At 67.2% G+C, this 12,509-nt stretch carries 8 protein-coding genes; all 8 read left to right on the top strand.

What is annotated here, in order from left to right; all coding sequences use genetic code 11:
• Positions 1-140: 140 nt before the first annotated feature.
• The 8 genes from MSPGM_RS08075 to MSPGM_RS08110 all read left to right on the top strand — a co-directional run bounded on the left by MSPGM_RS08075 (position 141) and on the right by MSPGM_RS08110 (position 12,499).
• The gene (locus MSPGM_RS08075; RefSeq protein ID WP_003599888.1) at positions 141-872 is read left to right on the top strand and encodes a TetR family transcriptional regulator; all 732 of its coding nucleotides are present in this window, start codon (positions 141-143) and stop codon (positions 870-872) included.
• A 350-nt stretch (positions 873-1,222) separates the two neighbouring features.
• On the top strand, positions 1,223-2,185 hold the full coding sequence (mdh, locus tag MSPGM_RS08080) for a malate dehydrogenase (RefSeq protein WP_003599890.1): 963 nt from the start codon (positions 1,223-1,225) through the stop codon (positions 2,183-2,185).
• A 77-nt stretch (positions 2,186-2,262) separates the two neighbouring features.
• The gene (gene sucC / locus MSPGM_RS08085; RefSeq protein WP_003599892.1) at positions 2,263-3,459 is read left to right on the top strand and encodes an ADP-forming succinate--CoA ligase subunit beta; all 1,197 of its coding nucleotides are present in this window, start codon (positions 2,263-2,265) and stop codon (positions 3,457-3,459) included.
• Positions 3,460-3,467: 8 nt separating this feature from the next.
• Positions 3,468-4,355, top strand: coding sequence for a succinate--CoA ligase subunit alpha (gene sucD / locus MSPGM_RS08090; protein WP_003599893.1), 888 nt, complete (start codon positions 3,468-3,470; stop codon positions 4,353-4,355).
• Positions 4,356-4,579: 224 nt separating this feature from the next.
• A complete protein-coding gene (locus MSPGM_RS08095) occupies positions 4,580-7,570 on the top strand; it encodes a 2-oxoglutarate dehydrogenase E1 component (protein ID WP_003599895.1) in 2,991 nt (996 codons plus the stop codon).
• An 83-nt stretch (positions 7,571-7,653) separates the two neighbouring features.
• Positions 7,654-8,982 carry a 2-oxoglutarate dehydrogenase complex dihydrolipoyllysine-residue succinyltransferase gene (gene odhB, locus MSPGM_RS08100; protein ID WP_003599897.1) on the top strand — a complete coding sequence of 443 codons (1,329 nt, stop codon included), beginning with the start codon at positions 7,654-7,656 and terminating at the stop codon, positions 8,980-8,982.
• Between the two features lie 288 nt (positions 8,983-9,270).
• Entirely contained in the window at positions 9,271-10,674 is a 1,404-nt protein-coding gene (lpdA, locus tag MSPGM_RS08105) for a dihydrolipoyl dehydrogenase (protein WP_003599899.1), read from the top strand.
• A 199-nt stretch (positions 10,675-10,873) separates the two neighbouring features.
• Positions 10,874-12,499: a hybrid sensor histidine kinase/response regulator gene (locus MSPGM_RS08110; RefSeq protein WP_003599902.1), complete on the top strand. Its 1,626-nt coding sequence runs from the start codon at positions 10,874-10,876 to the stop codon at positions 12,497-12,499.
• Positions 12,500-12,509 lie beyond the last annotated feature (10 nt).

A 12,509-nucleotide genomic window follows, 5' to 3' on the forward strand; every position in this document is an offset into this window, starting at 1 on the left:
GAAAAACCGGTGCCGAGAGGGGTTGCAAAGTGCCGCTCGGAGGGGAAGGCTTGTACGCGAGCGCGTGGGACGGCACCGCTCTCGATCAGGCTCGCTTGGTCGAGTGCACCCACGCTTGTTGTCTCTGTGCCGGGAAAATGATGTTGCCGTACGGATCTTTCACCATCCCCGTCACCCTGGCCGAGAGCGAGAGGGAGGCGAACGATCCAGTTTCCGATCCGCGTGCCGCTCCCTCTCGACCGTCGCGTCTCACCGGCCCGGCCGCCCGCGCCCGGTCCACGCCGGTCTCGACGGACGCGCGGCTGCTCGCCATCGCCACGGAGCACCTGACCCGGCTCGGCCCGAAACGGGTGACGGTGGTGGCGGTCGCGGCGGAAGCGGGCATGACCCATGCCAACGTCTACCGCTACTTCCCCTCGAAGGACGCCCTGCTCGATGCGGTCGCCGGCCGCTGGCTGCGCGATCTGGAAACGGAACTCGCCGGCATCGCCGACGCGCCCGATCCCGCCGACGACAAGATCGAGCGCTTCGTCAGCGCGCTGGCCAGCGCACAGAGCGAGATGCTGACCCGCGAACCGAACCTGTTCGCCGTGCATCTCGACGCCACCGTCGCCTCCCGTCCGATCGCCCGCCGACACCGCGTTCGGCTGCGCGCGCTCGTCGAGCGCGTGGTGGAGGAGGGCATCGGCACCGGCGTCTTCGCCGCCCGCGACCGCGAACGCGCCATCGCCGTCATCTTCGACGCGAGCTACCGCTTCACCCATCCGGTCGCGATCCAGCACGACGCGGACGTGCCCCGCGATCTGCTCGATGCCCGGCTCGGCGCGGTCATCCAATCGATCCAGCGGGCGCTGCGGACCGGTACTTTCTGAATACGGAATATAGTTTCGGTGCTGCATCGCGGCGCGGTCGGGATGTCACTCAATGACAGACTGCAAAACATGTCACCGACCCCTTGCCGGCTGCAGTTCGGCGCGAGGAAAAGAGATAGATCGCTGAAATAGAAGGGTTTTTACTGGCACCCTCCGGGTTCGGCACGTCGTCGGGCCTCGCTGCAGCCCCGCTCACCCGGACCTTCGTCGGGTTGAAGCTCTGTGGCTTTTCCGCCAAACACCGGCCCATCAGAATTGACCGGCGAAGGTTCGGCCGCAGCGCACCATTTGCAACATTGCTGCATCCATTTCCGAACCGTCGCGAATTCCGACCGGAGGCTAGATCATCCATGGCACGCAGCAAGATCGCGCTCATCGGCGCCGGACAGATCGGCGGCACGCTGGCCCATCTCGCCGGCCTCAAGGAACTCGGTGACGTGGTGTTGTTCGACATCGTCGACGGCGTGCCGCAGGGCAAGGCGCTCGACATCGCCGAATCCGCTCCCGTCGACGGCTTCGATGCCAAGTATTCGGGCGCCAGCGACTATTCCGCGATCGCCGGGGCCGACGTGGTGATCGTGACCGCGGGCGTGCCGCGCAAGCCCGGCATGAGCCGTGACGACCTCATCGGCATCAACCTGAAGGTGATGGAGGCGGTCGGCGCCGGCATCAAGGAGCACGCGCCCGACGCCTTCGTGATCTGCATCACCAACCCGCTCGATGCGATGGTGTGGGCGCTGCAGAAGTTCTCGGGGCTGCCCACCAACAAGGTCGTCGGCATGGCCGGCGTGCTCGACTCCGCCCGCTTCCGCCACTTCCTGGCCGAAGAGTTCGGCGTCTCGGTCGAGGACGTGACCGCCTTCGTGCTCGGCGGCCACGGCGACGACATGGTGCCGCTGACCCGCTACTCGACGGTGGCCGGCGTGCCGCTGACCGATCTGGTCAAGCTCGGCTGGACCACCCAGGAGAAGCTCGACGCCATGGTCGAGCGCACCCGCAAGGGTGGCGGCGAGATCGTCAACCTCCTGAAGACCGGCTCGGCCTTCTACGCGCCCGCCGCCTCCGCCATCGCCATGGCCGAGAGCTACCTGCGCGACAAGAAGCGGGTTCTGCCCTGCGCCGCCTACCTCGACGGCCAGTACGGCATCGACGGCCTCTATGTCGGCGTGCCGGTGGTGATCGGCGAGAACGGCGTCGAGCGTGTGCTCGAAGTGACCTTCAACGACGACGAGAAGGCGATGTTCGAGAAGTCGGTCAATTCGGTGAAGGGCTTGATCGAGGCCTGCAAGAGCGTCAACGACAAGCTCGCGTAAAGCGCCGTCAGGCTCGGCGGCGGGAGGCTTGGGCCGCCCGCTCAGCCCTCCCTTCCTGCTCGTCCGACGAGGTCTCGATGAACATCCACGAATACCAGGCAAAGGCTGTCCTGAAGGAATTCGGCCTGCCGGTCTCCCGCGGCGTGCCGATCTTCAAGCCGGAGGAGGCCGCTGCGGCGGCCGACGAACTCGGCGGCCCGGTCTGGGTGGTGAAATCGCAGATCCATGCGGGCGGACGCGGCAAGGGCACCTTCAAGGGCGCGCCCGAGGGCGCCAAGGGCGGTGTGCGCGTCACCAAGTCCAAGGACGAGGTGGTGCAGTTCGCCCGCGAGATGCTCGGGCAGACGCTCGTGACCGTGCAGACCGGCGAGGCCGGCAAGCAGGTCAACCGCCTCTACATCGAGGAAGGCGCGGCGATCGCCGCCGAGTTCTACCTGTCGATGCTGGTCGATCGCGAGACCGGCCGGGTCGCCTTCGTCGTCTCGACGGAAGGCGGCATGGATATCGAGCAGGTCGCCCACGACACCCCTGAGAAGATCGTCACCTTCTCGGTTGATCCGGCCACCGGCATCATGCCCCATCACGGCCGCGCGGTCGCCAAGGCGCTCGGCCTCTCCGGGCCCCAGGCCAAGGAAGCGGGCGCGCTCACCGAGAAGCTCTACGCGGCCTTCACGGCCAAGGACATGAGCATGCTGGAGATCAACCCGCTGGTGCTCACCGGCGACGGCGGTCTCAAGTGCCTCGACGCCAAGATCTCCTTCGACTCGAACGCCCTCTACCGCCACCCCGAGATCGTCGCGCTGCGCGACGAGACCGAGGAGGACGCCAAGGAGATCGAGGCCTCGAAATACGACCTCGCCTACATCGCCCTCGACGGCACCATCGGCTGCATGGTCAACGGCGCCGGCCTCGCCATGGCGACCCTCGACATCATCAAGCTCTACGGCGAGGAGCCGGCGAACTTCCTCGATGTCGGCGGCGGCGCCTCCGAGGAGAAGGTCACGGCGGCCTTCAAGATCATCACCGCCGATCCGCAGGTGAAGGGCATCCTCGTCAACATCTTCGGCGGGATCATGAAGTGCGACGTGATCGCCCGCGGCGTGATCGCGGCGGTGAAAGCGGTCGGCCTCGAAGTGCCGCTCGTCGTGCGCCTGGAAGGCACCAACGTCGAGGAGGGCAAGGAGATCATCCGGAACTCCGGCCTCAACGTGATCCCCGCGGACGATCTCGACGACGCCGCGCAGAAGATCGTCGCCGCGGTGAAGAAGGGTTGAGCTGACAGATGTCCATTCTCATCGACCAGAACACCAAGGTCATCTGCCAGGGCTTCACCGGCAAGAACGGCACCTTCCACTCCGAGCAGGCCATCGCCTACGGCACCAAGATGGTCGGCGGCACGAGCCCCGGTAAGGGCGGCTCCACCCATCTCGGCCTGCCGGTGTTCGACACCGTGGCCGAGGCGCGCGAGGCCACCGGCGCCGACGCCTCCGTCGTCTACGTGCCGCCGCCGGGCGCGGCCGATGCGATCTGCGAGGCGATCCAGGCGGAGATTCCGCTGATCGTCTGCATCACGGAGGGCATCCCGGTGCTCGACATGGTGCGGGTCAAGCGCGCGCTCGAAGGCTCGAAGTCGCGCCTGATCGGGCCGAACTGCCCCGGCGTCGTCACCGCGGGCCAGTCGAAGATCGGCATCATGCCGGCCAACATCTTCAAGCCGGGCTCGGTCGGCATCGTCTCGCGCTCCGGCACGCTGACCTACGAGGCGGTGTTCCAGACCACCGTCGAGGGGCTCGGCCAGACCACCGCCGTCGGCATCGGCGGCGATCCGGTCAAGGGCACCGAGTTCATCTCCATGCTGGAGCTGTTCCTGGCCGATCCCAAGACCGAGTCGATCGTGATGATCGGCGAGATCGGCGGCTCGGCCGAGGAAGAGGCGGCACAGTTCCTGGCCGACGAGGCCAAGCGCGGCCGCAAGAAGCCGATGGTCGGCTTCATCGCCGGCCGCACCGCGCCTCCCGGCCGCCGTATGGGCCATGCCGGCGCGATCATCTCCGGCGGCAAGGGCGGCGCCGAGGACAAGATTGCGGCGATGGAGGCCGCGGGCATCCGCGTCTCGCCTTCGCCAGCCCGTCTCGGCTCCACGCTCGTGGACGTGCTGAAGTCCAGGTGATGAAGAGTCGCTGGGGTCTGTAACCGGGACCTGCGCGGCTGTGTTGCACCGCACGCGAGCTCGGGCGACCCATATGGAAGAACATGTCGGGGCGCGACCGTGCCCCGGCCTGATCCGGAGGCGCGAGGCGGGGTTCTGAGACCTCGCTCGGATCGACGCGCCGGATCGAACTCGACGCGGCGGCCCGCTGTGACAGCGCCGCCCGAGCGGTAGGACAGGCAGCGATGGCACGCCAGGACGCGAACGAAGCGCTTCTTCGAACCTCCTTCCTCTACGGCGCCAACGCCGCCTGGATCGAGGAGCTGCAGGCGGCCTATGCCCGCGACCCGAACTCGGTCGATCCCGAGTGGCAGCGCTTCTTCGAGGATCTGGGCGAGGACGACGCCCTGGTGAAGAAGAACGCCGAGGGCGCCTCCTGGGCCAAGCCGAACTGGCCGGTCGTGGCCAACGGCGAGATCGTCTCGGCGCTCGACGGCAATTGGGGCGCTCTCGAAAAGACGTTCGGCGAGAAGATCCAGGCCAAGGCCCAGCCCGGCAAGCCCGGCGACTCGACCAAGGGCGCGGCCATCGTCGCGGCCACGGGCGTTTCCGTCGAGCAGGCCACCAAGGATTCCGTGCGCGCGATCATGCTGATCCGCGCCTACCGCATGCGCGGCCACCTCCACGCCAAGCTCGACCCGATCGGGCTCGCCCCGCGCGGCGACCACGAGGAGCTGCACCCGCAGCATTACGGCTTCCAGGAGAGCGACTGGGACCGCAAGATCTTCCTCGACAACGTGCTCGGCATGGAATTCTCGACGATCCGCGAGATCGTCGCGATCCTGGAGCGCACCTACTGCCAGACGCTCGGCGTCGAATTCATGCACATCTCCGACCCTGAGGAGAAGGCGTGGATCCAGGAGCGCATCGAGGGCAAGGACAAGGAAATCTCGTTCACGCCGGAAGGTCGGCGGGCGATCCTGAACAAGCTGATCGAGGCCGAGGGCTTCGAGAAGTTCCTTGATCTCAAATATACCGGCACCAAGCGCTTCGGCCTCGACGGCGGCGAGTCGATGGTCCCGGCCATGGAGCAGATCATCAAGCGCGGCGGCGCGCTCGGCGTCGAGGAGATCGTGCTCGGCATGGCCCATCGTGGCCGGCTGAACGTGCTCACCAACGTGATGGCCAAGCCCTTCCGGGCGGTGTTCCACGAGTTCAAGGGCGGCTCGGCCTCACCCGCCGAGGTCGAGGGCTCGGGCGACGTGAAGTACCATCTCGGTGCTTCGTCCGACCGCGCCTTCGACGACAACACCGTCCACCTCTCGCTCACCGCCAACCCGTCCCACCTCGAGATCGTCGATCCGGTGGTGCTGGGGAAGGTGCGGGCCAAGCAGGACCAGAAGGCCAAGCCGAACGTCGAGCGCCGCCGCGTGCTGCCGCTCCTGATCCACGGCGACGCGGCCTTTGCCGGCCAGGGCGTGGTGGCGGAATGCCTCGGCCTGTCCGGCCTGAAGGGTCACCGCACCGGCGGCTCGATCCACTTCATCATCAACAACCAGATCGGCTTCACCACCGATCCGCGCTTCTCGCGCTCCTCGCCCTATCCGTCCGACGTGGCGAAGATGGTGGAAGCGCCGATCTTCCACTGCAACGGCGACGACCCGGAGGCGGTGACCTTCGCGGCGAAGGTCGCGGTCGAGTACCGGCAGAAATTCGGCAAGCCGGTCGTGATCGACATGCTGTGCTACCGCCGCTTCGGCCATAACGAGGGCGACGAGCCGGCCTTCACCCAGCCGAAGATGTACCAGCGGATCCGCAAGCATCCGACTGCACTGGAGACCTACGGCAAGAAGCTGGTCGCGCAGGGGGACCTGACCCAGGAGCAGCTCGACGCGCGCAAGGCCGAGTTCCGCGCGATACTGGAGAGCGAGCTCGAGGTCGCGGGCGGCTACAAGCCCAACAAGGCCGATTGGCTCGACGGCCGCTGGTCCGGCTTCAAGGCCGTGCGCGAGGACGTGGACGATCCCCGCCGCGGCCGCACCGGGGTGCCGCTCGAGACGCTGCGCGACATCGCCACCCGGATCACCACGCCCCCGCCGGGCTTCCACCTGCACCGCACGATCCAGCGCTTCTTCGACAACCGCGCCAAGGCGGTCGAGACCGGCGTCGGCATCGATTGGGCCACCGCCGAGGCGCTCGCCTTCGGCTCGCTGCTGATCGAGGGTCACCGGGTCCGGCTCTCGGGCCAGGACGTCGAGCGCGGCACCTTCTCCCAGCGCCACGCCGTGGTGATCGATCAGGAGAACGAGCAGCGCTACACGCCGCTCAACTCCCTGCGCGAGGGGCAGGCGAATCTGGAGGTCATCAACTCGATGCTCTCCGAGGAGGCGGTGCTCGGCTTCGAGTACGGCTACTCCCTCGCCGAGCCGAACTCCCTGGTGCTGTGGGAGGCGCAGTTCGGCGACTTCGCCAACGGCGCGCAGGTCGTCATCGATCAGTTCATCTCATCGGGTGAGCGCAAGTGGCTGCGCATGTCCGGCCTCGTGATGCTGCTGCCCCACGGCTACGAGGGCCAAGGGCCGGAGCACTCGTCCGCCCGTCTGGAGCGCTATCTCCAGATGTGCGCCGAGGACAACATGCAGGTCGCCAACTGCTCGACGCCCTCGAACTACTTCCACATCCTGCGCCGTCAGTTGAAGCGCGACTTCCGCAAGCCGCTGATCCTGATGACGCCGAAATCGCTGCTGCGCCACAAGCGGGCGGTCTCGAAGATCGAGGACATCGCGGACGGCTCGACCTTCCACCGCATCCTGTGGGACGACGCCGAGCACGATGAGAACGGCGTGAAGCTCGTGCGCGACGACAAGATCCGCCGCGTCGTGCTGTGCTCGGGCAAGGTCTATTACGACCTCTACGAGGAGCGGGAGAAGCGCGGCGTCAACGACGTCTACCTGATGCGCGTCGAGCAGCTCTACCCGTTCCCGCTCAAGGCCCTGGCCAACGAGATGACGCGCTTCCGCAACGCGGAGGTGGTGTGGTGCCAGGAAGAGCCCAAGAACATGGGCTCGTGGACCTTCGTTGAGCCCTATCTCGATTGGGTGCTGGGCCAGGCCGGCTCCGCCTCGAAGCGCGCCCGCTATGTCGGCCGTCCGGCCTCGGCCTCGACCGCGGTCGGCCTGATGTCGAAGCACCTCGCCCAGCTCCAAGCCTTCCTCAACGAGGCGCTGGCGGTCTGACGCCGCCGGCCCTTTTCGACCGATCCACCAACCGGGGCCGCGCCGGCTCGATGCGCGCCCCGAAACCGCGGTGAAGACATATTATGGCGACCGACATCCTCGTCCCCACGCTCGGCGAATCCGTCAGTGAGGCCACGATCGGCCGCTGGTTCAAGAAGCCCGGCGACACGGTGGCCGCCGACGAGCCCCTCGTCGAACTCGAGACCGACAAGGTCACGCTCGAAGTGAACGCCCCGGCCGCGGGCGAACTCGGCGAGATCCTCGTCAAGGACGGCGAGACGGTGGAGCCCGGCGCGGTGCTCGGCTCGATCGTCGAGGGCGGCAAGGGCTCAGGAAAATCGGATGCGAAGCCCGCTCCGAAGAGCGCCGAGCCGGCCGAGACCAAGACGCAGTCCCGCGAGGAGAAGGGCGAGAGCAAGCCCGCCAAGGAAGACGCGCCCGCCCAGGAATCCTCGGCCTCCTACGGCAGCCACGGCGACGCGCCGCCCACGGACGGGCGCCCGGCCGACGACAGCGGCCCGGCGGTGGCCAAGCTCGCCCGCGAATCCGGCATCGACCCGGCGAGCCTCAACGGCAGCGGCAAGGACGGCCGCGTGACCAAGGGCGACATGCTCGCCGCGATCGACAGGAACGGCCAGAAGGCTCCGGCTCAGGAAGCCCGGAGCGAGACGAAGGCCCCGCCGCCGCGCGCCCCCTCCGCGCCGGACGACGCCGCGCGCGAGGAGCGCGTGCGGATGACCAAGCTGCGCCAGACCATCGCCAAGCGCCTCAAGAGCGCCCAGGAAACGGCGGCGATGCTGACCACGTTCAACGACGTGGACATGGGCGCGGTGATGGCGATGCGCTCGCAGTACAAGGACATCTTCGAGAAGAAGCACGGCACGAAGCTCGGCTTCATGGGCTTCTTCACCAAGGCGGTGATCGGTGCCCTCAAGGACGTGCCGGCGGTCAACGCCGAGATCGACGGGCAGGATCTCGTCTACAAGAACTACTACCACATCGGCATCGCGGTCGGCACCGATAAGGGCCTCGTCGTGCCGGTGGTGCGCGACGCCGACGACCTCTCGATCGCCGGCATCGAGAAGAAGATCTCGGGCTTCGGCAAGAAGGCGCGCGAAGGCAAGCTCTCCATCGACGAGATGCAGGGCGGTACCTTCACCATCACCAACGGCGGCATCTACGGCTCGCTGATGTCGACCCCGATCCTCAACGCGCCGCAATCGGGCATCCTCGGCATGCACCGCATCGAGGAGCGGCCGGTGGTGCGCAATGGCAAGATCGAGGCGCGGCCGATGATGTATCTGGCCCTCTCCTACGATCACCGCATCGTCGACGGGAAGGAGGCCGTGACCTTCCTCGTTCGCGTCAAGGAAGCCCTGGAGGATCCGGCCCGCCTCGTGCTGGACCTGTAAGGCCACAATGTCGGCAGCTCCAGCCGATGCGCCCATAGGCTGGAGCTGCCGACACAGACGTCCCGCGGCATGACCCGCGGCTTTACTGACTTTCGATTTAAAACGCATTCCGACGAAGTGGTGACCGGTTCGTCGAAAGAATGCGCGTTGAAACAGAGACCTAGAGACGCCGGCCTGATGCCATCAGGCTGGATACGGCTCTAGCCGCGGTCGCCGCGCTCGCTTGCGATTTTTCATCTCTGCGGGCGTGCTTGTTCGACGCCTCCTCCGACACGTCAGGCAGACTTGATGTCCTACGATCTCATCGTCATCGGCACCGGCCCCGGCGGCTATGTCTGCGCCATCCGCGCGGCCCAGCTCGGGCTGAAGACCGCGGTGGTCGAGAAGCGGGCGACCCACGGCGGCACCTGCCTCAATGTCGGCTGCATCCCGTCCAAGGCGCTGCTGCACGCATCGGAAGCCTTCGAGGAGGCCAACAAGCACTTTTCGGAGTTGGGCATCGACGTGGGCACGCCGAAGCTTGATCTCAAAAAAATGCAGAGCTTCAAGCAGAGCGGCGTGGACGGCAACACCAAGGGCGTCGAGTTCCTGCTCAAGAAGAACAAGGTCGATACCTATCACGGCCGCGGCCGCATCGCCGGGGCCGGCCGCGTCGAGGTAATCTCGGACGACGGCGGCAACCAGTTGCTGGAGACGAAGAACATCGTCATCGCCACCGGCTCCGACGTGACCCGGCTGCCGGGCGTCGAGATCGACGAGAAGACGGTGGTCTCCTCCACCGGCGCGCTCGAACTCGCCGAGGTGCCCAAGCGCCTCGTGGTGATCGGCGCGGGCGTGATCGGGCTCGAACTCGGCTCGGTCTGGCGCCGCCTCGGCGCCGAGGTCACCGTGATCGAGTATCTCGACCGCGTGCTGCCGGGCATGGACGGCGAGGTCGGCAAGCAGTTCCAGCGCATCCTGGCCAAGCAGGGCATGGTCTTCAAGCTCTCGACCAAGGTGACCGGTGTCGAGACCGGCAAGAAGGGCCGCGCCACCGTCACCGTCGAGCCGGCGCAGGGCGGCGAGCCGGAGAAGCTCGAGGCCGACGTGGTGCTCGTGGCCATCGGCCGGGTGCCCTACACGGAAGGGCTCGGGCTCGAGACGGTGGGCGTGGCGACCGACGACAAGGGCCGGATCGAGGTCGATTCGCACTACGCCACCAACGTCACCGGCATCTACGCCATCGGCGACGTGATCGCCGGGCCGATGCTCGCCCACAAGGCGGAGGACGAGGGCGTCGCGGTCGCCGAGATCCTGGCCGGCCAGTCGGGCCACGTGAATTACGGCGTGATCCCGAACGTCGTCTACACCTTCCCCGAGGTCGCCTCGGTCGGCAAGACCGAGGAGGAGCTGAAGAAGGACGGGATCGCCTACAACGTCGGCAAGTTCCCCTTCACCGCCAACGGCCGGGCCAAGGCCAACGGCACCACCGACGGCTTCGTGAAGATCCTCGCGGACGCGCAGACCGACCGGGTGCTCGGCGTGCACATCGTCGGGGCGGATGCCGGCAACCTCATCGCCGAGGTCGCGGTGGCGATGGAGTTCGCAGCCTCCGCCGAGGACATCGCCCGCACCTGCCACGCCCACCCGACGCTGACCGAGGCGATCAAGGAAGCCGCCCTCGCCGTCGACAAGCGCGCGATCCACGTCTGATCCCATCATGGCCGGACCCGGTCCTCGGGTCCGGCTGCGATCCGCCCTGAACCGGCGGCAGCCAAGCTGAGAGACAGCTCTGCGGCATCGTGCCGTTCACGAAGCGCTCAAGCCGTCGCTTCCGATGGAACGAGCCGTCGCCGCATCGGATTGATACGCGCAATCCGACCCAGTGGGTCGTCCCCGCTGGAAAACGTTGATGCCCTCGTCACCGGAGAAGCCCAGGGCACCTGGGCCCAATACGCCTGTCACCGGCAGCGGCGCCTCGGGCGTCGTCGATCAGCATCACGACATCTTCTTCGCGGCCGTCGAGACGACGCGCATGCCGATGATCGTCACCGATCCGCACCAGCCCGACAACCCGATCATCTTCGCCAACCGCGCCTTCGTCCGGATGACCGGCTATTCGGCCGAGGAACTGATCGGATCGAACTGCCGCTTTCTCCAGGGCCCCGATACGGACCGCGACACCGTCTCGGAGGTGCGCGACGCCATCCGAGAGCATCGGGAGTTCGCCGCCGAGATCCTGAACTACCGCAAGGACGGCTCCTCGTTCTGGAACGCACTGTTCGTCAGCCCGGTGTTCAACCGCTCGGGCGACCTCGTCTACTTCTTCGGCTCGCAGCTCGACGTGTCGCGCCGCCGCGACGCGGAGGAATCGCTGCACCAAGCCCAGAAGATGGAGAGCCTCGGCCAGCTCACCGGCGGCATCGCCCATGACTTCAACAACCTGCTCCAGGTCGTGTCGGGCCACAATGAGGTGATGCTGGCGCTGCTCGACCATCCCACCCTCGACGTGTCGCGGATGCGCCGGGCCGGTGAGGCGGTGCGGGCGGCGACCGATCGGGCGGCCAAGCTCACGCATCAGCTCCTCGCCTTCTCGCGCAAGCAGCGGCTGGAAGGGCGGCTCCTGAACCTCAACGGCCTCGTCGAGAGCATGGGCGAGATGGCCGGGCGGACGATCGGCGACGACGTCGTCCTGAAATCCGTCCTCGCGCCGGATCTCTGGACCACCCGCATCGACCCGACGCAGGCCGAGGTCGCCCTGCTCAACGTGCTGATCAACGCCCGCGACGCGATGCCGGAGGGCGGCTCGGTCACGGTGCGCACCGAGAACCTGCTGATCGAGGACGAGGACACCGCCCTCTACAAGACCGTGCCGCCCGGCGCCTACGTGGTGATCTCGGTGACCGATACCGGGACCGGCATGCCGTCCGAGATCCTGGCCCGCGTCATGGAGCCGTTCTTCACCACCAAGGGCGAGGGCAAGGGCACGGGGCTCGGGCTCGCGATGGTCTACGGCTTCGCCAAGCAATCCGGCGGCTCGGTGAAGATCTATTCCGAGGTCGGGCACGGCACGACGGTGCGGCTCCTGTTCCCCGCCTCCGACCAGAAGGCCGAGGAGGAGCAGAAGCCGACGATCCGCGCCGCCGACCGGCACGGCACCGAGACGGTGCTCGTCGTGGACGACCGGCCCGACGTAGCCGAGACCGCCGGCATCATCCTGGAGGATTTCGGCTACAAGGTCACCGTCGTCGACGGCCCCAAGGCGGCGCTCGACATCCTCGACGGCGAGGGGCGCATCGACCTGCTGTTCACCGACCTGATCATGCCCGGCGGCATGAACGGTGTGATGCTGGCCCGCGCCGCACGGGAGCGGCAGCCCAAGATCAAGGTGCTGCTCACCACCGGCTACGCCGAGGCCTCGATGGAGCGCACCGACGCGGGCGGCACCGAGTTCGAGATCATCAACAAGCCCTACAAGCGCATGGAGCTGGCCCGCCGGGTGCGGCGGGTGATCGACGGGCCGACCGGGGTCGGGTAGGGGCGCGAGC

This window comes from Methylorubrum sp. GM97, from assembly GCF_024347855.1.
Lineage (GTDB): Bacteria > Pseudomonadota > Alphaproteobacteria > Rhizobiales > Beijerinckiaceae > Methylobacterium > Methylobacterium extorquens.

Bases quoted from the DNA above. Each gene is read 5' to 3' on its own strand.
- MSPGM_RS08110 (WP_003599902.1), top strand. From the start codon at position 10,874: ATGCCCTCGTCACCGGAGAAGCCCAGGGCACCTGGGCCCAATACGCCT.
- MSPGM_RS08075 (WP_003599888.1), top strand. From the start codon at position 141: ATGTTGCCGTACGGATCTTTCACCATCCCCGTCACCCTGGCCGAGAGC.
- odhB (WP_003599897.1), top strand. From the start codon at position 7,654: ATGGCGACCGACATCCTCGTCCCCACGCTCGGCGAATCCGTCAGTGAG.
- sucC (WP_003599892.1), top strand. From the start codon at position 2,263: ATGAACATCCACGAATACCAGGCAAAGGCTGTCCTGAAGGAATTCGGC.
- lpdA (WP_003599899.1), top strand. From the start codon at position 9,271: ATGTCCTACGATCTCATCGTCATCGGCACCGGCCCCGGCGGCTATGTC.
- sucD (WP_003599893.1), top strand. From the start codon at position 3,468: ATGTCCATTCTCATCGACCAGAACACCAAGGTCATCTGCCAGGGCTTC.
- MSPGM_RS08095 (WP_003599895.1), top strand. From the start codon at position 4,580: ATGGCACGCCAGGACGCGAACGAAGCGCTTCTTCGAACCTCCTTCCTC.
- mdh (WP_003599890.1), top strand. From the start codon at position 1,223: ATGGCACGCAGCAAGATCGCGCTCATCGGCGCCGGACAGATCGGCGGC.